Source organism: Pseudomonas sp. PD9R, from assembly GCF_019200975.1.
In the GTDB taxonomy this organism is placed as follows: Bacteria; Pseudomonadota; Gammaproteobacteria; order Pseudomonadales; family Pseudomonadaceae; genus Aquipseudomonas.
Map to the genome: position 1 here is coordinate 252,344 of NZ_JAHTMR010000006.1, position 19,308 is coordinate 271,651.

The window sequence follows — 19,308 nt, forward strand, 5'->3', positions numbered from 1 at the left end:
AATAGAAAAAATTGTGAGGAGGTGGGGGAAGCGTTTGATGATCCGAAGGCCGAAAGCGTGACCTGTTACCTGTTACCTGTTACCTGTCGCGTGCCAAGACCGGAGGCGTGAAAGGAGGGGGGGAAGGGAGGCTTGGGGTTGGCGGAGGATTGCGCTGAGGCGTCCATTGCCTGTCGTCAGGCCGGTCCTATCAGCTTCAAGGGCGAGCTCAAGGACGGCGACGAGGTGTTCAAGGAGCGCACGTCGCTGGTGTTCAAGACCATGCAGGTGGTGCGTTTCCTCGACAAGAAGCGCAATACGCTGGTGTACCTTGTCTACAGCGATCGCTTGATCGAGGGCAGTCCGCAGAATGCGGTGACGGCGATTCCGATTTTGCCGTGGGCGCACGCTCAGTAATCAGACGAAGATCCAAATTGTAGGAGTGAGCCTGCTCGCGATAGCGGTGCAGCAGTCGACATCGGTGTTGAATGTTGCGCCGCTATCGCGAGCAGGCTCACTCCTACATTTTTTTGCGCGGCGTTCATCAAATCGCAGGCAATAAAAAACCGACCCTGAGGTCGGTTTTTTAATGAGCGTGTCGCTTAGGCAGCAGCGGCAACGTTCAGGGCCTTGACGTGGCCATTCAGGCGGCTCTTATGGCGAGCAGCTTTGTTCTTGTGGATGATGCCTTTATCGGCCATACGGTCGATAACTGGCACAGCCAGAACGTAAGCAGCTTGAGCTTTTTCAGCGTCTTTTGCGTCGATGGCCTTAACTACATTCTTGATGTAGGTACGAACCATGGAACGCAGGCTGGCGTTGTGGCTGCGACGCTTCTCAGCCTGTTTTGCACGTTTTTTGGCGGAAGGTGAGTTGGCCACCGTCGAGCTCCTCGAAAGACTTTTTAGGAAATAGCAAACAAAATAGGCCGCGAATCATGCCGATGAGTTGATGTCTTGTCAAGGGCGGTTGAGACGTTCCGCTAAGTGGTAGGTATAAAGAGGCGGGATATTTATTTCCGGCGCTTGACCTGTAAACTCGCGAGCTTTGGCTCTGTGCTGTTGCGGCGCGGAGTATCGCATAAGTAGGCGCGTAGTTCGCCTGCTGTTTATCGACAGGCACAAACTCTTTCAATGAATCTGCTCAAATCGTTGGCCGCCGTAAGCTCTATCACGATGCTTTCCCGGATTCTGGGCTTTGTTCGTGACACCCTCATTGCGCGCACATTTGGCGCCGGAATGGCGACCGATGCCTTCTTTATCGCCTTCAAACTGCCCAATCTGCTGCGAAGGATCTTCGCCGAGGGGGCATTTTCCCAAGCGTTCGTGCCGATTCTTGCCGAATACAAAAGTCAGCAAGGCGAGGAAGCGACGCGAACGTTCATTGCCTATGTCTCGGGGCTACTGACGCTGGTGCTGGCGCTGGTCACCGCATTGGGCATGATCGCCGCGCCGTGGGTCATCTGGGTGACTGCGCCGGGTTTCACCGACACTCCGGAAAAATTTGAGCTGACCTCCAGTCTGCTGCGGGTGACCTTTCCTTACATTTTGCTGATTTCCCTTTCTTCGTTGGCTGGCGCGATTCTCAATACCTGGAACCGTTTTTCGGTGCCGGCTTTTGTGCCGACCCTGCTTAACGTCAGCATGATCATCTTTGCGCTGTTCCTGACGCCGTACTTCGATCCACCGGTAATGGCGCTCGGTTGGGCCGTGCTGGCGGGCGGTCTGGCGCAGTTGCTCTACCAGCTGCCACACCTGAAAAAGATCGGCATGCTGGTGCTGCCGCGCCTGAACCTGCGTGACAGTGGCGTCTGGCGGGTGATGAAGCAGATGCTGCCGGCGATTCTTGGTGTGTCCGTGAGCCAGATTTCGCTGATCATCAACACTATTTTTGCCTCGTTCCTGGTTGCCGGTTCCGTGTCCTGGATGTACTACGCGGACCGTTTGATGGAATTGCCATCCGGCGTGCTGGGCGTAGCGTTGGGCACGATCCTGCTGCCGACGCTGGCCAAGACGTACGCCAACAAGGATCGCCACGAGTATTCGCGAATCCTCGACTGGGGCCTGCGCCTGTGCTTCGTGCTGGTCTTGCCTTGCTCCCTGGCGTTGGGGATTCTGGCTGAGCCGCTGACAGTTTCATTGTTCCAATACGGCCAGTTCGGTGCGTTCGATGCCGCCATGACCCAGCGCGCTTTGGTCGCCTATTCCGTCGGTTTGCTCGGGATTATCGTGATTAAAGTGCTTGCGCCGGGTTTTTATGCGCAACAAAACATCCGCACACCGGTAAAAATCGCGATATTCACCCTGATCGTCACTCAGCTGTTCAACCTTGTGCTGATTGGTCCGCTGGCCCATGCCGGTCTGGCGCTCGCCATCAGCGCCGGTGCCTGTCTTAATGCCGGATTGCTCTTCTATCAACTGCGCAAGCAGCAGATGTATCAGCCGCAACCGGGTTGGGGGAAGTTCGGATTGAAGCTGGTGATCGCAGTAACGGTGATGTCTGCGGTATTGCTGGGCGCAATGCATTTCATGCCAGCTTGGGATCAAGGGCATATGTTCGAGCGTTTCTTGCGCCTGGGGGCCTTGGTGGTCGCCGGTGTGGTGGCGTATTTCGGCATGTTAGTGTTGATGGGCTTCCGCTTGCGCGACTTCAATCGCAAGGCGCTTGGCTGAAGCCAGGGCTGCAATAAACACGGGCGGGCCGACGTTTTTGTCGGCTCGATTACTTTGGGATACGGTGTTGCCTGTCGTCGGCCGCCGGGTGTGGTTATAATCGACCACTTTATGAGCAAGAAGCGCGTTATGCAGCTGGTTCGAGGCCTCCACAATCTGCGCCCCCAGCATCGGGGCTGTGTCGCCACTATTGGCAACTTTGACGGTGTACACCGTGGCCACCAGGCTATCCTGGCGCGGCTGCGTGAACGTGCGCTTGAGTTGGGCGTACCCAGCTGCGTGGTGATTTTCGAGCCGCAGCCCCGGGAATTTTTCGCTCCGGATACGGCGCCTGCCCGTCTGGCCCGCTTGCGCGACAAGCTGCAGTTGCTGGCCGCCGAAGGCGTCGATCGGGTCCTGTGCCTGGCGTTCAATCAGCGCCTGAGCAAGCTCAGCGCCAGTGAGTTCGTCGATACCATTTTGGTCGACGGCCTCGGCGTGCAGCACCTTGAGGTCGGCGACGACTTCCGTTTCGGCTGTGACCGGGTCGGCGATTTCGATTTCCTGCAACAGGCCGGCGTTATGCAGGGCTTTACCGTCGAAGCAGCGCAAACCGTCGAGCTCGATGGCATTCGCGTCAGCAGTACCCAGGTGCGTAACGCGCTGGCCGCTGCCGACTTCGCCCTCGCTGAGCGTCTGCTCGGGCGCCCGTACCGGATTGCCGGTCGCGTGTTGCACGGGCAGAAGCTGGCGCGACAGTTAGGTACGCCGACGGCCAATGTTCAACTCAAGCGTCGTCGCGTGCCGTTCACCGGGGTCTATCTGGTCAGCGTCGACCTCGACGGCAAGACCTGGCCCGGCGTCGCCAACATCGGCGTAAGGCCTACGGTTCAAGGGGATGGCAAAGCCCACCTCGAAGTCCATCTTTTAGATTTTGCCGGCGATCTGTATGACCGGCGTATGACGGTGGTTTTCCACCAAAAGCTGCGTGAAGAGCAGCGTTTCGCCTCTCTGGAGGCGCTTAAGACGGCGATCAATGCGGATGTCGCCGCCGCCCGTGCCCTGTCGCACCTAGCGCCAATCGCTAATGAAGAGCCTTAAATGACCGACTATAAAGCCACGCTAAACCTTCCGGACACCGCCTTCCCAATGAAGGCCGGCCTGCCTCAGCGCGAACCGCAGATTCTGCAGCGCTGGGACAGCATTGGCCTGTACGGAAAGTTGCGCGAGATTGGCAAGGATCGTCCTAAGTTCGTCCTGCACGACGGTCCTCCGTACGCCAACGGCACGATCCACATCGGTCACGCACTGAACAAAATTCTCAAGGACATGATCATCCGCTCGAAGACCCTTTCGGGCTTCGACGCGCCTTATGTTCCGGGCTGGGACTGCCATGGCCTGCCGATCGAGCACAAAGTCGAAGTGACCCACGGCAAGAACCTGGGTGCGGACAAAACTCGCGAACTGTGCCGCGCCTACGCCACCGAGCAAATCGAAGGGCAAAAATCCGAATTCATCCGTCTGGGCGTGTTGGGCGATTTCGCCAACCCGTACAAGACCATGGACTTCAAGAACGAGGCCGGTGAAATCCGCGCCTTGGCCGAAATCGTCAAGGGCGGTTTCGTGTTCAAGGGCCTCAAGCCTGTGAACTGGTGCTTTGACTGCGGTTCGGCCCTGGCTGAAGCGGAAGTCGAGTACGAGAACAAGAAGTCTTCGACCATCGATGTGGCATTCCCGATTGCCGACGAAGCTCAACTGGCTGCCGCTTTCGGTCTGCCATCGCTGGCCAAGCCTGCCTCGATCGTGATCTGGACCACCACCCCGTGGACCATCCCGGCCAACCAGGCGCTGAACGTTCACCCAGAGTTCAACTACGCCCTGGTCGATGTCGGCGACAAACTGCTGGTGCTGGCTGAAGAACTGGTCGAATCGTGCCTGGCACGTTACAGCCTCGAAGGCTCGGTCATTGCGATCACCACCGGTAAAGAGCTGGAGCTGATCAACTTCCGCCACCCGTTCTACGACCGTCTGTCGCCGGTTTACCTGGCCGAGTACGTCGAACTGGGCGCTGGTACCGGTGTAGTTCACTCCGCTCCGGCCTACGGCGTGGACGACTTCGTGACCTGCAAGAAATACGGCATGGTCAACGACGACATCCTCAACCCGGTCCAAAGCAACGGCGTCTACGCGACATCGCTGGAATTCTTCGGCGGCCAGTTCATCTGGAAGGCCAACCCGGCCATCGTCGATAAGCTGACCGAAGTCGGCGCGCTGCTGCACACCACTATCATCGAACACAGCTACATGCACTGCTGGCGCCACAAGACGCCGCTGATCTACCGCGCCACGGCGCAGTGGTTCATCGGCATGGACAAAGAGCCTGCGACCGGCGAAACCCTGCGCAAGCGGGCGATCAAAGCCATCGAAGAGACCAAGTTCGTCCCGGCCTGGGGCCAGGCGCGCCTGCACTCGATGATTGCCAACCGTCCGGACTGGTGTATCTCCCGTCAGCGCAACTGGGGCGTGCCGATCCCGTTCTTCCTGAACAAGGAAAGCGGCGAACTGCATCCACGCACTGTCGAGCTGATGGAGGAAGTGGCCAAGCGCGTCGAAGTCGAAGGCATCGAAGCCTGGTTCAAGATGGACGCCGCCGAGCTGCTGGGCGATGAAGCGCCACAATACGACAAGATCAGCGACACCCTCGACGTGTGGTTCGACTCCGGCACCACGCACTGGCACGTCCTGCGCGGTTCGCATCCAATGGGCCACGAAACCGGCCCGCGTGCCGACCTGTACCTGGAAGGTTCGGACCAGCACCGCGGCTGGTTCCACTCGTCGCTGCTAACCGGTTGCGCCATCGACAACCACGCGCCGTACCGCGAATTGCTGACCCACGGCTTCACGGTCGACGAGTCCGGTCGCAAGATGTCCAAGTCGTTGGGCAACGTGATCGCGCCCCAGAAAGTCAATGACACCCTGGGCGCCGACATCATGCGCCTGTGGGTCGCATCTACCGATTACTCGGGCGAAATGGCGGTTTCCGAGCAGATCCTGCAACGCAGTGCGGACGCTTACCGGCGTATCCGTAACACCGCGCGCTTCCTGCTTTCGAACCTGACCGGTTTCAACCCGGCCACCGACATCCTGCCAGCCGAAGAAATGCTCGCGCTTGATCGTTGGGCCGTGGACCGCACGCTGTTGCTGCAGCGCGAGTTGCAGGAGCACTACAGCGAATACCGCTTCTGGAACGTCTACTCGAAGATCCACAACTTCTGCGTGCAGGAGCTGGGCGGTTTCTACCTCGACATCATCAAGGACCGTCAGTACACCACTGGCGCCAACAGCAAGGCTCGCCGTTCGGCGCAAACCGCGCTGTACCACATCAGCGAAGCGCTGGTGCGCTGGATCGCGCCGATCCTGGCGTTCACTGCCGACGAGCTGTGGGAATACCTGCCGGGCGAGCGCAACGAATCGGTGATGCTCAACACCTGGTACGAAGGCCTGACCGAGTTGCCGGAAGGCTTTGAGCTGGGCCGTGCGTATTGGGATCGGGTCATGGCGGTCAAGGTCGCGGTCAACAAGGAAATGGAAATCCAGCGTGCGGCCAAGGCCGTCGGTGGCAACCTGCAAGCCGAAGTGACGCTGTTCGCCGAGTCGGCGCTGAGCGCCGACCTGGCCAAGCTGAGCAACGAACTGCGCTTCGTCCTGATCACGTCCACAGCCAGCGTTGCGCCGTTCGTGCAGGCGCCGGCCGATGCCGTGGTCACTGAAGTCGCCGGTCTGAAACTCAAAGTGGTCAAGTCGAGCCATGCCAAGTGCGCCCGTTGCTGGCACTGCCGTGAAGACGTTGGCGTGAACCCGGAGCATCCGGAAATCTGCGGCCGTTGCGTAGACAACATCAGCGGCGCTGGCGAGGTTCGTCACTATGCCTAATGGCGTTGGCCGCTTTGGGCGGCTGAGCTGGCTCTGGTTGAGTTTGCTGGTCCTGGTCATCGACCAGGCCAGCAAGTTCTACTTCGAAGGCAAGCTCCAGATGTACCAGCAGATCGTAATCATCCCTGATTACTTCAGCTGGACCCTGGCCTACAACACCGGCGCGGCGTTCAGCTTCCTGGCTGACAGCTCGGGCTGGCAACGCTGGTTGTTCGCAATGATCGCCGTGGCGGTCAGTGCGGTGCTGGTGGTCTGGCTCAAACGCCTGGGGCGCAACGAAACCTGGTTGGCCATCGCCTTGGCGTTGGTGCTGGGTGGTGCGCTGGGCAACCTGTATGACCGCATCGCCCTGGGCCATGTGATCGATTTCATCCTGGTGCATTGGCAGAATCGCTGGTATTTCCCGGCGTTCAACTTTGCCGACAGTGCAATTACCGTCGGTGCCGTCATGCTGGCACTGGATATGTTCAAAAGTAAAAAGACCGGAGAAGCCGTTCATGACTGAACAGGTATTGGCTGAGCAACGCATCGGCCAGAACACGGAAGTCACTCTGCATTTCGCATTACGCCTGGAGAACGGCGACACAGTGGACAGCACCTTCGACAAAGCCCCGGCGACCTTCAAGGTCGGTGATGGCAACCTGTTGCCAGGTTTCGAAGCGGCGCTGTTCGGTTTCAAGGCGGGCGACAAGCGCACCCTGAACATCGAGCCGGAAAACGCCTTCGGCCAGCCCAACCCGCAAAACGTACAGATCATTCCGCGCTCACAGTTCACGGACATGGAGCTGTCGCCGGGTTTGCTGGTGATCTTCAACGATGCGGCCAATACTGAATTGCCGGGTGTGGTGAAAGAGTTCGACGACGCGCAAGTGACCATCGACTTCAACCACCCGCTGGCTGGCAAGACCCTGACCTTTGATGTAGAAATCATTTCCGTCAAAGCGCTGTAACTGCTTTTCTGTAGGAGCGAGCTTGCTCGCGATGATCGTCAACGAATACGCGTCTCTTCTGGATTAACGCGGTGTCCTTTAGTTTTTCGCGAGCAAGCTCGCTCCTACAGGGCAAGACACGAGGCACAGCATGCAAATCAAACTCGCCAATCCCCGTGGCTTCTGCGCCGGTGTGGACCGGGCGATCGAAATCGTCAACCGCGCCCTGGAAGTCTTCGGGCCGCCGATCTATGTGCGCCACGAAGTGGTCCATAACAAATTCGTTGTCGAAGACCTGCGCGCGCGCGGGGCGATTTTCGTCGAGGAGCTGGATCAAGTGCCGGACGACGTCATCGTGATCTTCAGTGCTCACGGCGTTTCCCAGGCCGTACGTACCGAAGCCGCTGGCCGTGGCCTGAAAGTGTTCGACGCCACCTGCCCGCTGGTGACCAAGGTGCACATCGAAGTCGCGCGTTACAGCCGCGACGGCCGTGAGTGCATTCTCATCGGCCACGCTGGTCATCCGGAGGTCGAAGGCACCATGGGTCAGTACGACGTCAGCAATGGCGGCGCGATCTATCTGGTCGAAGACGAGAAAGACGTCGCGGCACTGCAAGTACACAACCCTGAAAAACTGGCGTTCGTGACTCAGACCACCTTGTCCATGGACGACACCAGTCGCGTCATCGACGCACTGCGTACGCGTTTCCCGGCAATCGGTGGTCCTCGAAAGGACGACATCTGCTACGCCACGCAAAACCGCCAGGACGCGGTCAAGCAACTGGCGGATGAATGCGATGTGGTGCTGGTGGTTGGCAGCCCGAACAGCTCCAACTCCAATCGTTTGCGTGAACTCGCCGAACGCATGGCCACCCCGGCCTACCTGATCGACGGCGCCGAAGACCTGCAAAAGAGCTGGTTCGACGGTGTCGAGCGCATAGGCATTACCGCTGGTGCTTCGGCGCCGGAAGTTCTGGTGCGTGGTGTGATCCAGCAGTTGCAGGCCTGGGGCGCTACCGGTGCCGATGAACTGGCCGGTCGCGAGGAGAACATTACGTTCTCCATGCCTAAAGAGTTGCGCGTCCGCTCTTTGCTCTGAGTTTTTTCTTCTCTGTGCACAACGCCTGTTCAGCCTTTTCGCTGCGCAGGCTGACGCGGCCGGACGGGGCCAGAACCACTTGGTACTGACTCACCGGTTCGCGGTTTGCGCAAATGTGTAAAGTCCCTGCCTGAAACTCTCCTCTGGCGAACTGTGGTTCGCCCAGATCGCTAAAGCGCACGAATTGGCTGACCGGTTGGTTGCCTACAATCGGCAGCGTTTTGCCGCTTCTGTTTTCGACCAGCAACGGGTTGCTGCTGTCGTTATGTCCCTTGCCGCTGATATCCAGAATGATCCGCCAACCTTGGCCCCAGTCGCCGTCGATGGCGTGAATCACCACGCTTTGGTGACGAGCGACAGCCTCGGTCCTGGCGCTGCGTATACCGCTGAAAAGCGACTGTGCCGCTTGCTCGCGTTGGTTCGATTCGGTGACTGACGCAAACGCCGGACTGACCAAATGCAGAACAATCCCGGCAATCGTCAGTCCCATAAGCAGTTCGATCAGGCTGAAGCCTTGCTGATGCATGACATTTTCCTCCCTGGAGCGTGGTGCCCCGCGCCTTCCCTGCGCGAGTAATGGCAAATCAACCGTGCCTTGGCGGTCGAATGTTCTAGCGTCAAACCTGTGTGAGTGAGCTTGCTTCCACACAGGCAGGTATAGCCGACGGCAACGGAGGGCACCGATGGAACATCGTTCAAAAGGTTTCACGTTGGTAGAGCTGCTGGTCGCGATAGCGATATTTCTGGTCCTGATCACCCTGGCTGTCCCGGCGTTTACCCGTTCGGCGCAAATCACCAAGGCCGACACAGAGGTTAGTGACCTGCAACGTGGTCTGAATTTCGCCCGATTGGAAGCCATCGACCGGGGCGTAACAACACGAATGCGCCCGACGGTGGGCGGTGGCGTCTGGACCGGGGAGTTGTCGGTCTATGACGGTACTGGCACTCCGGCGAATGTATTGCGGGTTGTTCCAGCGATGAGCAGCGGTGCGACTCTGACGCTAACCTCAGGAGTGACCGCTATCGATTTCAACAATCTGGGCGGCCTGTCGTCACCGTCCACGGGGGTGGTGATCAATTATGTGCTGGGCACGCAAAGCAGGACGCTGAACGTGTGTTTGAACGGACGAATTCTATTGGGTGGAAGTTGCGGATGAGGGAATGGAGCAAGTGTGCACAGGAGGGCATGACGCTGATTGAAGTGCTGGTGGCGTTGTTGATTCTGAGCGTGGGGCTGTTGGGCGCGGCGGCGTTTCAACTGAATGCGCTGAAGTACACGGACAGCGCGCGCATGACCAGCCAGGCCAGTTTTATTGCATACGACATGATGGACCGCATTCGCGCCAACTCCGCCGCCGACTACACCGTTACGCCGCCGACCTCGGGCAACCTGAGTGTCGCCCGGGATCAAGATCTCTACGACTTCACCAGTAACATCGTCAATTTCGGCGGTGCCAGTGCTACCGGCAGCATCACCCTCAATCAACGGGTGTACACCATCACCATCACCTGGGACGACTCCCGGGCGGCCAACACGGCCAATTCGCGGCGCAGCTTTGTGCTGACCAGCCGCGCAACCGTCGATCCGGTGGCCACGCCATGAACCGCTTCAACAGAGGGTTCGGCCTGATCGAGTTGTTGATCGCCCTGGCATTGAGTCTGGTGGTGGTACTAGGCGTGGTGCAGGTATTCATCGCCGCAAAAAATACCTTTGTCAGCCAGAACTCCGCCGCCGCAATGCAGGAAGATGCACGTTTCGTGCTGAGCAAAATGATCCAGGAAATCCGCATGGTCGGCATGTTCGGTTGTTTGGGGTCGATCACCGACGCCAGCACGGCGGGTGATTTCAATGCCGCTCAGATCACGCCGATCAGTTGGGATAACGCCAGTCTCAAGTTGACGTTGGTGACGGCGGATGTCGGCAGCAGCGGCGGGACGCCAGCCTGGACGGTGGTTTCCGATTGTCGTAACAGCGCGACGGCCTACACCGATTCGCGCACGCCTGCGTCGGGGCAGTTGGCATTTCCGATCCGTCGATTGATCTACAGCCTCAAGAGCGGTCAGTTGACGATGGGCACCGGCAGAGGCACGCCGGCCCAACAAGTACTTGTGGATAACGTCAGTGCCTTCAACGTCAGCTTCGGACTCGCCAGTTCCGCCACCGACACGGCGGCATCCAGTTACAGCTCCAACCCATCGGACCCGGCACGCATTCGCAGCGTTCGCCTGACGCTGACCCTCACCGACCCGAACAACCGGGTCAGCAATCAAACCTTCAACGTGGTTGCCGCGCTGCGCAACCGTCTGCCATGAGGGGAGGGCTGATGAATCTTTCATCTGTGAGCGATCACTCCCAGCGCGGCATGGCATTGCTGGTCAGTCTGGTGTTCCTGTTGTTGCTGACGCTCATCGGTATTTCATCGATGCAGAACGCCACCCTGCAGGAAAAAATGGCCAGTAGCGTGAGCTTGCGTAATCAGTCGTTTCAGGGCGCCGAAGCGGCGTTGCGCGTGGGCGAAAGCGCGGTGCAACTGGACAGCTATTCATTGCCGGTTTGCAGCGGTACTAGCCAATGCTCGCCGCCAGCCGAGTCTTCGTCAGTCCTTGTCGCCGGGTTGAACTCCACCTCGGGGGTGACCTGGATCGCCTCCGGTACTGGTTTTTATGGCGTGCAAAACATTGGCACCACCCTGACGGCGGTGAACGTGCCGAGCAATACCTCGGCAACGTTGTACCGGGTAACTGCGGTTGGCCTCGCGGGTACTTCGCGCAGCGTGGTGGAGAGTATTTATGCGAAGTACTAACAGGCGCCAAGGCTTATGGCAGCAGTTGTGCGGCGCTGTTTTGGCACTGTACTTGTCGGCACCTGCCTGTGCCTTCACGCCCTCGGATTCGCCGTTGTTGAGCGCCGCCGCAGTCGCGCCAAACGTGATGTTGCTGATCGACGACTCGGGCAGCATGAATAACATCATCTGGGCGCCAGGTTTCGATCCGACGATCAGTCGGGCGCAGATCGCGATATGCAACTCAAACACATTGTGTCTCGGCGGCCAGAATCTGGACATGACAGACAGCAATATTGCGTTGTCGAGCCTGAACCGCGGCGGGTGCTCGACCAGCGGTAATTGGTACGGTTTTTATCGCGGTTTTCTCGGGTTGACGCCGATCTGCCTGAAACTGCCTGATCCTGTCGGCAACGAAGGAACCCGTTACACGGCGAACTACCTGGCCTATTTGCTGAGTCTGGCCAACGGTTCTAACCGGGACTTCACCACGGGTGCCAATGCCATTCCCAACGATTACCGGATTAGCGTTGCGCAGGACGTTTCCAAAAATCTGGTTGGCAGCAATCGCTCATTACGTATTGGCCTGGCCACTTTCAATCCGCCGGCCAGTAACAGTCCGGGTAATGGTGGCTACATCGCTCGTGCTGTCAGTGATTTGTCTGTGGATGCCAACTACAACGCGTTGATTACCTCGATAAACGGCTTGAGTGCCGTCGCCAATACGCCGCTGGCGGAGACCTATTACGAAGTGACCCGCTACATGCGCGGCATGGCACCGTACTACAACGCCACGCCGGCCACCTACACCAGCCCAATCCAATATCGCTGCCAGAAAAACTATGGCGTGGTAATCACTGACGGCTTACCGACTTACGACCGAACGTTCCCGAGCAACGACCCGCTCGGCGGCAGTCGCTTGCCGAACTGGGACGGCAACAGTGCCAACGACGGCGACAACCTCAACGGCGACGGGGAGGGTGACACCCTGTACCTGGATGACATCGCCAAGTTCGCCTTCGACATCGACATGCGCTCCACCGGGACAGACTTGGCGGGCAAAAGCTGGAACGCCGCCGACTTTCCCAAGCAGAACATGAACACCTACACGGTGGGTTTCACGGCGGCAAATCAAATGCTGTCCGACGCTGCCAGTTATGGTCAGGGCAAGTACTACCAGGCCACTGACAGCGTCGGGCTCAATGCAGCGTTGTCTTCAGCGCTCAGCGACATCACCTCCAAGGCAGGCTCTGGCGGTAGTGGCGTCGCGAGCGGGACGACCCTCGTCAGCGGCACGAGTTATTTCCAGACCAGCTACGACCCCAAGGACTGGCGTGGCACGATCAGGGCTTACGGCTTCACTTCCAGCGGCGCGGTCAACACCAGCTCGGTGCTGTGGACCACTGACACGGCCATTGTGCCCGGTGCCACGGCGCCGACCTATCAATCCTGGAACAGTCAAACCAGCACCGCAGTGACCTTGGCCTACACCAACTTTTCCACTACCCAGCAAACCGCCCTCAATCAGGGCTTGCCCACCGGCATCACCGGCAGTGATCTGGTGGAATGGAGTAAAGGCACCAACAAAACCGGTCTGAAAGTGCGCAGCGTGCTACTCGGTGACATCATCAACTCGCCGCTGGCCCTTGCGTCGCCCTCGGATAAAACCGCGTCCGACCTGTCAGGCGACACCACCTACAGCACCTACCTGGCGACCAAGGCGGCCACCATGATCGCTAGCCTGGTGGTCAACGCCAACGACGGTTTTGTAAACGTCATCAATGCCGGCAACGGCGGGCGGCGGTATGCCTACATGCCATCCAGTGTGTTGCCATCGCTGCGCTATATCGCCGACACCGCGTACATCAACGGCGTCAGCCACAAATTTCTGGTGGATGGGCAAGTCGGCGTGTTCGATGCCCAGCTCAACGGCGCCTGGAAAACCCTCGCGCTCGGCGGGACGGGGGCGGGAGGGAAAGCCTTCTATGCGTTGCAATTGTTCGACGCGTCGGCGGGTAACGTGACCAAGGCATTGTGGGAAATCAGCGCACCCGCCACGGCCAGTACAGCAAATGCTTTCAATGATCTGGGTTATGCCTACGCCCGTCCGGAAGTGGCACGCTTGGCCGACGGTCGATGGGCTGCGTTCATCTCCAATGGCTATGGCAGCAACACCGGTGTCGCGGCGTTGTACGTGGTGGATATTCGCGACGGGTCGCTGATCAAGAAAATCGTCCTCGACAGCACCGAAACCACCAACGGTTTGTCCTCAGTGAAGCTCAAGGTCAATTCGCAGAATGTGGTGCAAGCGGCCTATGGCGGCGACCTGAAAGGACGGTTGTGGAAGTTTGATTTGAGCAGCACCAGCACTGATTCATGGGGTGTGGCGTTCTCCGGCAAGCCGTTGTTTACCACGGCGGGCGGGGCCACTCAGCCAATTACCGCGCAACCATTGCTGGCGGACAACGGCTTGGGCGGCAAGGAAGTGTTTTTTGGCACCGGCAAATTCAACGAAATGGCGGACAAGACCAATAAGGATTTGCAGGCGTTCTACGCGGTGTGGGACGCGGATGGCGGTTCCGGGCAGATCACTACGTCCAGCTTGCAGGCTCAGGCGGTGACCGGTGTGTTCTCCGGCAGCACCGGTCAGTTCATCACCACCAGTCAGAACGAAGTGACTTATCCGGCGGAAAAGGGCTGGTATCTGCCACTGGCGTACAACAGCGTCCTGACGGGGGAGCGGGTGATCAATCAGGCCAGTCTGGTGCTCGGGCGGATCGTGTTTACTACCGCCAGTGTGGACACCACAGACCCTTGCGCGAGTTTCGGCACTGGCAAACTGGTCGAACTCGATGCGTTCAGCGGTAAGATGCTCAACTACGCGGTGCTCGACACCAATGGCGATGGGGTGGTCGACAGCACTGACACAGTGTCCAGCGGGGTGATTTTCACCGGCGGCATCCCGACCCTGAACGCCATCGTCAATGGCGCGACCCGCAAAATCGTGAACGATTCCAGTGGCGGCATCAGCACGCTGGTGGAAAAATCCGGCGGCGGCAGCCGTCGCATCATGTGGCGACAAATACAGTAAGTGAGACTTGAGGCATGCGTAGATCCAACCGCGGTTTTACCCTGATCGAAATCATGATTGTGATTGCGATCATCGGGATTGTCATGACCATTGCTGCCCCGAGCTTTACCGAATATCTGAAGAAGGGCCGCCGTACCGAAGTGGCTGGCCTGCTCTCTGAGCAAGCGCAGATTCTTGAGCGCTTCTATTCACAAAAGAATGTCTACACCAATGCCACCGGCCTGAGCGCCGGCAATGACTATTACACCATCACGCCGACGCTGACCGACCAGACCTTCGTGCTGACGGCAGTGCGTAAGGCTGGCACCAGCATGGCCACGGACAAGTGCGGTGATTTCACCCTCACCAATACCGGTGTCCGCAGTATGGTCAACGCAACGGCGGGTTTGACCACCAAGGATTGCTGGGGCCGCTGAGTTCTTTTTCCGGGCGCCCTTTGCGTCCCCTGTCTATTTAACGGTTGGATCAGAACATGACCAGGCAACAGCAAGTGGTGATTGTCGGCGGTGGGGTAATCGGGCTGCTGACGGCATTCAATCTCGCATCCGAAGTGCAAAGCGTTGTGCTGCTGGATCGTTCGAATGTCGGTCAGGAGTCGTCCTGGGCGGGCGGCGGCATCGTTTCGCCGCTTTATCCCTGGCGTTACAGCCCGGCGGTCACCGCGCTGGCCCATTGGTCCCAGGACTTTTATCCACAGCTGGGCGAGCGCTTGTTTGCCGCAACGGGTGTTGATCCCGAAGTGCACACCACTGGCCTGTATTGGCTGGACCTCGACGACGAAACCGAGGCGCTGGCCTGGGCTGTGCGAGAGAATCGTCCGTTACGGGCTGTGGATATCTCGGCGGCGCACGACGCGGTGCCGGTGCTGGGTGGCGGTTTTTCCCGGGCGATCTACATGGCCGATGTGGCCAACGTGCGCAATCCACGACTAGTGAAGTCGCTCAAGGCAGCGTTGCTGGCGCTGCCGAACGTGACGATTCATGAGCAGTGTGAAGTCAGCGGGTTTGTCCGCGACGGCGATAAAGTCGTTGGTGTGCAGAGCTCGGCGGGCACTGTTAACGGTGATCAGGTGGTCCTGACCGCCGGCGCCTGGAGTGGTGATTTGCTCAAGAGCCTGGGGTTGGTGCTGCCGGTCGAGCCAGTGAAAGGGCAGATGATTCTCTACAAGTGCGCGGCGGACTTCCTGCCGAGCATGGTGCTGGCCAAGGGGCGTTATGCGATCCCGCGGCGCGACGGACATATTCTGATCGGCAGCACGCTGGAGCACGAAGGCTACGACAAGACGCCAACCGAATCGGCGCTGGAAAGTCTCAAGGCATCGGCGGTGGAGTTGATCCCAGCGTTGGCGGATGCCGAGCTGGTGGGGCATTGGGCCGGGTTACGACCGGGGTCGCCGGAAGGCATTCCCTACATTGGCCGAGTGCCGGGGTTTGATGGGTTGTGGCTCAACTGCGGGCATTACCGTAATGGGCTGGTGCTGGCGCCAGCGTCGTGTCAGTTGTTTGCCGATGTGATGTTGGGCAGGGCGCCGATAATTGATCCGGCGCCGTATGCGCCCGCTGGGCGAATCTAAGCAAGATCAAAAGATCACAGCCTGTACAGGGGAATGCATTTTCATGTAGGTGCTGCCGAAGGCTGCGATCTTTTAGGCCTCAATCCAAACCAAATTTCTTGAGGCGATAGCGCATCGACCTGAATGAAAGATTCAACCGCTGAGCCGCCGCCGTGCGGTTCCAGCGGGTTTCTTCCAGTGCCTGAAGAATGAGCTGGCGTTCGACGTTTTCCAGATAAGCCTCCAGATTGTCGATCTGCGTCAAATCCGCCACGCCACCTTCAGCCGCGCAATTGCCTTCAGCCAGGCGCAGGTCGCCGGCCTCGATCTGTTTGTTCTCGCACAACGTATGCGCTCGTTCGAGCATGTTCTCCAGCTCCCGCACATTGCCCGGGAAGCGGTAACTCTTCAGTGCATCGAGGGCTTGCGGTTGGAGTTTTGCCGCCGGTTGCCCCGTGTCAGCAGCCAGGCGCTTGAGCACGTGGCTGGCCAGTCGCTCAATATCGTCACGGCGCTCGCGCAGGGGCGGCACCCGTAGTTCGATTACGTTCAAGCGGTAATACAAATCCTGGCGAAAGCGTTCAGCGGCGACTTCGGCATCAAGGTCTTTGTGGGTGGCGCAAAGAATGCGTACATCGACCACCATTTCCTGTTGTCCGCCGATACGGCGTACGGCCTTTTCCTGAATCGCTCGCAGCAGTTTGACTTGCATCGGCAGCGGCAGGTCAGCCACTTCGTCGAGGAACAACGTGCCGCCATGAGCGGCCTGGAACAGGCCAGGTTTGTCTTCGATGGCGCCGCTGAAACTGCCTTTGCGGTGGCCGAAAAACTCGCTTTCCATCAGTTCCGACGGGATGGCGCCGCAATTGACTGGAACAAAAGCCTGATTGGCTCGCGGCCCTCGCTCATGAATCAACCGCGCGACAAGCTCCTTGCCGCTGCCGGATTCGCCGCTGATGTACACCGGCGCCTGGCTGCGCGCCAGTTTGTCGATCTGTTTGCGCAGATTGCGCATGGGCAGCGAATCGCCGAGCAAGCGGCGATCGATGGCGATACCGGGTGCGGGCAGAAGCAGGGCACTGGTGACCAGCTCTCGCAGGCGGGTGAGGTCCACCGGTTTGGTCAGGAAGTCGAAAGCACCGGCCTTGAGCGCATTGATCGCGGTGTCGAGGTTGCCGTAGGCCGTGATCATGGCCACCGGGACTTGCGGGTAATGTCGCTGGATGTGTTGCACCAACTCGAGACCGCTGCCGTCCGGCAGGCGCATGTCGGTCAGGCACAGATCGAACGCCTCGCGCTTCAGCAAGGCCAGTGCCTCGGCAGCGTTGCGGGCACTGTAGGTATCGAGTTTCATCCGTCCCAGGGTGATTTCCAGGAGTTCGCGGATGTCCGGCTCGTCGTCGACGATCAGGACTTTTGGCCGTGGGCTCATGTTCAACCTTGTTTCCGTCCGTGAGCAAAGGTAATGCGAAAGCAGCCGCCGTCTTGGCGTGGTTTGAAGTCTAGGCGGGCCTGGTTGCTTTCGCACAGCTCACGGGACAGATAGAGGCCCAGGCCAGTGCCTTGGTGACTGGTGGTGAAGAAAGGTTCGAACAACTGCGCTTGGTGGTCCGGTGTCACGCCGGGGCCGTCATCGATGACTTCGAGCGTCGGCAACTGGCTGTTTGGATCGACAAACAACGCCAGCCAGACTTGCGCCTGATCGTGGTTCAAGGCGCTGTGGCGCCAGGCATTGCGTATCAGGTTGTCGAGGATCTGGTGCAGTTGATTCGGGTCCATCAGGGTTTTGATATCCCCGGAAGCGATGCTCAAGTGAATCTGTTGGCGCTCGGTTGCACCCTCGCGGGTTTCGGCGACGAACTGCTCCAACCACGGCCTCAAGTCGAGTCGTTGCGGTACGGTTTGCTGGCGGCGGGACAATTGCAGGACGTTTTCGATAACCCGGTTCATTCGCTGAGAGTGGTCTTGAATTATCTGCGTCAGACGTCGATCCGCGCCGTTCAGTTCCTCCGATTCTCGTAATAGCTGTGCAGCATGACTGATGGCGCCCAACGGGTTGCGAATTTCATGGGCAATGCCGGCAGTCAGGCGGCCGAGGGCGACAAGTTTCAGTTGTTGCGCTTGTTGGGCGATCTGCGCGAGGTCTTCGAGAAAGACCAGGGTCTGGTGATTCGGGTTAGTGTCCAGTGAGATAAAACTGGGTTGCAGTTCCAGGCCGCTACTGGCGATTTTCAGGCTCTGGGGGCGCAGCGTCGGATTGTTCAACCACAGGTGCAGGCGTTCGACCAGGGCGGGGAAGTGGTCGTCAATCCGTCGGCCTTCGAGGCGCTCGCAACCGAGCAGGGTCAGCGCGCTGTGGTTGGCCAGTTGTACGCGTTGTTGATCGTCAAGCACCAGAATGCCAGTGCGCATGCGTTGCAGGATCAGCGCGTTCAGGGTTTCCAGGCCGACGACTTCACTGGCCCGTTGTTCGGCCAGGGTCTCGCTGACTTCCAGGCGTCGGATCAAACCTTGCACCAACAAGGCGGCGGCGAAGCACAGGGCACCAAGGGTGCCGACTTGCAGATAGTCGTTGGGGCTGGCGGGATGGCTGAAGCTCAGCAGGAAACTCAAGCCGACGATGCCGAGTGCGCCGACGGCGGCAATCAGCAGGCCGATGCGTCCGCGTAACAGGGTGTTCCCGATGGCCACCGAGACAATCAACAGATTGCCTATGGCGCTGGCTATTCCGCCAGCGGCATAGAACAAGCCGCACAACAGCAGCACATCCAGCAGCGCCAGGCTGAACAATTGCGCAGGGCGCCGGGTGTTCTCGAAAAACACCACCAGCAGGATATTCAGCACCAGGTATAACCAGCTACCACTGCGCAGCAGGTCGTCATTGGCCGAGGTCAGCAACTGGTTGTCCATGTTGCTGGAGATCAACAGCACCAGGGTGATGCCGACACTTAAACGGTAGAGGTGATAAAGGCGCAGCAGTCGCTGGGCCTGTTTGCCGCCGGGACTGGGTGTCTCAGCGATCACTGGAGCCGGGGCCTTGCTCAAGGTGAGCCTGGCTGCAGTACCACTGTTTTTGAAGGTTCAATGCGCGGTCGCGGGGCAGGTGCACGCCGCAGTGGGCACAACGGACCATCGGCGCCGCTTCCAGCTCGGCAGGAGACTTGGGCACGGAAGCCTGGCCCTTGTATTTGCGCCAGAACCACACGGCGGCGGCAATCACGGCGATCCAGAATAGTAAACGAAGCATGGTGAGCTGCTTTCTTGGCGGATGAACCGGCAGTTTAGCCAAGG

At 59.0% G+C, this 19,308-nt stretch carries 18 protein-coding genes and 1 pseudogene; 14 read left to right on the plus strand and 5 right to left on the minus strand.

Translation table 11 applies throughout. The annotated features are described in order from the left end of the window. Positions 1–9 precede the first annotated feature (9 nt). Positions 10–396: pseudogene (locus KUF73_RS14935) on the plus strand (CreA family protein); the annotation flags it as partial. Positions 397–581: 185 nt separating this feature from the next. Here the strand turns inward: KUF73_RS14935 and rpsT are convergent. Further along, on the minus strand, positions 582–860 hold the full coding sequence (rpsT, locus tag KUF73_RS14940) for a 30S ribosomal protein S20 (RefSeq protein WP_020798646.1): 279 nt from the start codon (positions 858–860) through the stop codon (positions 582–584). Positions 861–1,112: 252 nt separating this feature from the next. Here rpsT and murJ point away from each other — a divergent pair, with 252 nt between their 5' ends. The 6 genes from murJ to ispH all read left to right on the plus strand — a co-directional run bounded on the left by murJ (position 1,113) and on the right by ispH (position 8,591). Next, on the plus strand, positions 1,113–2,651 hold the full coding sequence (murJ, locus tag KUF73_RS14945) for a murein biosynthesis integral membrane protein MurJ (protein WP_218438842.1): 1,539 nt from the start codon (positions 1,113–1,115) through the stop codon (positions 2,649–2,651). A 129-nt stretch (positions 2,652–2,780) separates the two neighbouring features. Continuing rightward, positions 2,781–3,731: a bifunctional riboflavin kinase/FAD synthetase gene (gene ribF / locus KUF73_RS14950; RefSeq protein WP_218438843.1), complete on the plus strand. Its 951-nt coding sequence runs from the start codon at positions 2,781–2,783 to the stop codon at positions 3,729–3,731. Then, complete coding sequence (gene ileS, locus KUF73_RS14955; protein WP_218438844.1) at positions 3,732–6,563, plus strand: isoleucine--tRNA ligase; 2,832 nt, start codon at positions 3,732–3,734, stop codon at positions 6,561–6,563. It begins immediately after the preceding gene. After that, complete coding sequence (gene lspA, locus KUF73_RS14960; protein WP_218438845.1) at positions 6,556–7,068, plus strand: signal peptidase II; 513 nt, start codon at positions 6,556–6,558, stop codon at positions 7,066–7,068. Before ileS ends, lspA begins: the two co-directional genes overlap by 8 nt. 7 nt (positions 7,069–7,075) lie before the next feature. After that, positions 7,076–7,513 carry an FKBP-type peptidyl-prolyl cis-trans isomerase gene (gene fkpB, locus KUF73_RS14965; protein WP_218438910.1) on the plus strand — a complete coding sequence of 146 codons (438 nt, stop codon included), beginning with the start codon at positions 7,076–7,078 and terminating at the stop codon, positions 7,511–7,513. 130 nt (positions 7,514–7,643) lie between these two features. Then, entirely contained in the window at positions 7,644–8,591 is a 948-nt protein-coding gene (ispH, locus tag KUF73_RS14970) for a 4-hydroxy-3-methylbut-2-enyl diphosphate reductase (protein WP_218438846.1), read from the plus strand. Here the strand turns inward: ispH and KUF73_RS14975 are convergent. After that, a complete protein-coding gene (locus KUF73_RS14975) occupies positions 8,560–9,117 on the minus strand; it encodes a GspH/FimT family pseudopilin (RefSeq protein ID WP_218438847.1) in 558 nt (185 codons plus the stop codon). The genes ispH and KUF73_RS14975 overlap by 32 nt on opposite strands. Positions 9,118–9,274: 157 nt before the next feature. On the opposite strand from KUF73_RS14975, the gene KUF73_RS14980 reads away from it, so the two are divergent. Genes KUF73_RS14980 through thiO form a run of 7 tightly spaced genes read left to right on the plus strand, consistent with a single transcriptional unit; the run spans position 9,275 to position 16,038 of the window. After that, complete coding sequence (locus KUF73_RS14980) at positions 9,275–9,748, plus strand: GspH/FimT family pseudopilin (protein ID WP_218438848.1); 474 nt, start codon at positions 9,275–9,277, stop codon at positions 9,746–9,748. Then, positions 9,745–10,194 carry a type IV pilus modification protein PilV gene (pilV, locus tag KUF73_RS14985; RefSeq protein ID WP_218438849.1) on the plus strand — a complete coding sequence of 150 codons (450 nt, stop codon included), beginning with the start codon at positions 9,745–9,747 and terminating at the stop codon, positions 10,192–10,194. The genes KUF73_RS14980 and pilV overlap by 4 nt, the downstream gene beginning before the upstream one ends. Then, positions 10,191–10,904 carry a prepilin-type N-terminal cleavage/methylation domain-containing protein gene (locus tag KUF73_RS14990; protein WP_218438850.1) on the plus strand — a complete coding sequence of 238 codons (714 nt, stop codon included), beginning with the start codon at positions 10,191–10,193 and terminating at the stop codon, positions 10,902–10,904. Before pilV ends, KUF73_RS14990 begins: the two co-directional genes overlap by 4 nt. A gap of 11 nt (positions 10,905–10,915) precedes the next feature. Continuing rightward, positions 10,916–11,395 carry a PilX N-terminal domain-containing pilus assembly protein gene (locus KUF73_RS14995; RefSeq protein ID WP_218438851.1) on the plus strand — a complete coding sequence of 160 codons (480 nt, stop codon included), beginning with the start codon at positions 10,916–10,918 and terminating at the stop codon, positions 11,393–11,395. Continuing rightward, entirely contained in the window at positions 11,382–14,465 is a 3,084-nt protein-coding gene (locus KUF73_RS15000) for a pilus assembly protein (protein WP_218438852.1), read from the plus strand. The genes KUF73_RS14995 and KUF73_RS15000 overlap by 14 nt, the downstream gene beginning before the upstream one ends. 14 nt (positions 14,466–14,479) lie before the next feature. After that, positions 14,480–14,881 carry a type IV pilin protein gene (locus tag KUF73_RS15005; protein ID WP_218438853.1) on the plus strand — a complete coding sequence of 134 codons (402 nt, stop codon included), beginning with the start codon at positions 14,480–14,482 and terminating at the stop codon, positions 14,879–14,881. A gap of 56 nt (positions 14,882–14,937) precedes the next feature. Beyond that, a complete protein-coding gene (gene thiO / locus KUF73_RS15010) occupies positions 14,938–16,038 on the plus strand; it encodes a glycine oxidase ThiO (RefSeq protein ID WP_218438854.1) in 1,101 nt (366 codons plus the stop codon). A gap of 79 nt (positions 16,039–16,117) precedes the next feature. Here the strand turns inward: thiO and KUF73_RS15015 are convergent, their stop codons facing one another. The 3 genes from KUF73_RS15015 to KUF73_RS15025 are packed head-to-tail and all read right to left on the minus strand — an operon-like array spanning position 16,118 to position 19,264. Further along, complete coding sequence (locus KUF73_RS15015) at positions 16,118–17,449, minus strand: sigma-54 dependent transcriptional regulator (protein ID WP_218438855.1); 1,332 nt, start codon at positions 17,447–17,449, stop codon at positions 16,118–16,120. A gap of 2 nt (positions 17,450–17,451) precedes the next feature. Then, positions 17,452–19,041 (minus strand): PAS domain-containing sensor histidine kinase, encoded by a 1,590-nt coding sequence (locus tag KUF73_RS15020; protein ID WP_218438911.1) that lies wholly within the window; start codon positions 19,039–19,041, stop codon positions 17,452–17,454. Further along, positions 19,031–19,264, minus strand: coding sequence for a PP0621 family protein (locus tag KUF73_RS15025; protein WP_218438856.1), 234 nt, complete (start codon positions 19,262–19,264; stop codon positions 19,031–19,033). Before KUF73_RS15025 ends, KUF73_RS15020 begins: the two co-directional genes overlap by 11 nt. Positions 19,265–19,308: the final 44 nt, after the last annotated feature.

Bases quoted from the DNA above. Each gene is read 5' to 3' on its own strand.
- murJ (WP_218438842.1), top strand. From the start codon at position 1,113: ATGAATCTGCTCAAATCGTTGGCCGCCGTAAGCTCTATCACGATGCTT.
- ribF (WP_218438843.1), top strand. From the start codon at position 2,781: ATGCAGCTGGTTCGAGGCCTCCACAATCTGCGCCCCCAGCATCGGGGC.
- ileS (WP_218438844.1), top strand. From the start codon at position 3,732: ATGACCGACTATAAAGCCACGCTAAACCTTCCGGACACCGCCTTCCCA.
- lspA (WP_218438845.1), top strand. From the start codon at position 6,556: ATGCCTAATGGCGTTGGCCGCTTTGGGCGGCTGAGCTGGCTCTGGTTG.
- ispH (WP_218438846.1), top strand. From the start codon at position 7,644: ATGCAAATCAAACTCGCCAATCCCCGTGGCTTCTGCGCCGGTGTGGAC.
- KUF73_RS14975 (WP_218438847.1), bottom strand. From the start codon at position 9,117: ATGCATCAGCAAGGCTTCAGCCTGATCGAACTGCTTATGGGACTGACG.
- KUF73_RS14980 (WP_218438848.1), top strand. From the start codon at position 9,275: ATGGAACATCGTTCAAAAGGTTTCACGTTGGTAGAGCTGCTGGTCGCG.
- pilV (WP_218438849.1), top strand. From the start codon at position 9,745: ATGAGGGAATGGAGCAAGTGTGCACAGGAGGGCATGACGCTGATTGAA.
- KUF73_RS14990 (WP_218438850.1), top strand. From the start codon at position 10,191: ATGAACCGCTTCAACAGAGGGTTCGGCCTGATCGAGTTGTTGATCGCC.
- KUF73_RS14995 (WP_218438851.1), top strand. From the start codon at position 10,916: ATGAATCTTTCATCTGTGAGCGATCACTCCCAGCGCGGCATGGCATTG.
- KUF73_RS15000 (WP_218438852.1), top strand. From the start codon at position 11,382: ATGCGAAGTACTAACAGGCGCCAAGGCTTATGGCAGCAGTTGTGCGGC.
- KUF73_RS15005 (WP_218438853.1), top strand. From the start codon at position 14,480: ATGCGTAGATCCAACCGCGGTTTTACCCTGATCGAAATCATGATTGTG.
- thiO (WP_218438854.1), top strand. From the start codon at position 14,938: ATGACCAGGCAACAGCAAGTGGTGATTGTCGGCGGTGGGGTAATCGGG.
- KUF73_RS15015 (WP_218438855.1), bottom strand. From the start codon at position 17,449: ATGAGCCCACGGCCAAAAGTCCTGATCGTCGACGACGAGCCGGACATC.
- KUF73_RS15025 (WP_218438856.1), bottom strand. From the start codon at position 19,264: ATGCTTCGTTTACTATTCTGGATCGCCGTGATTGCCGCCGCCGTGTGG.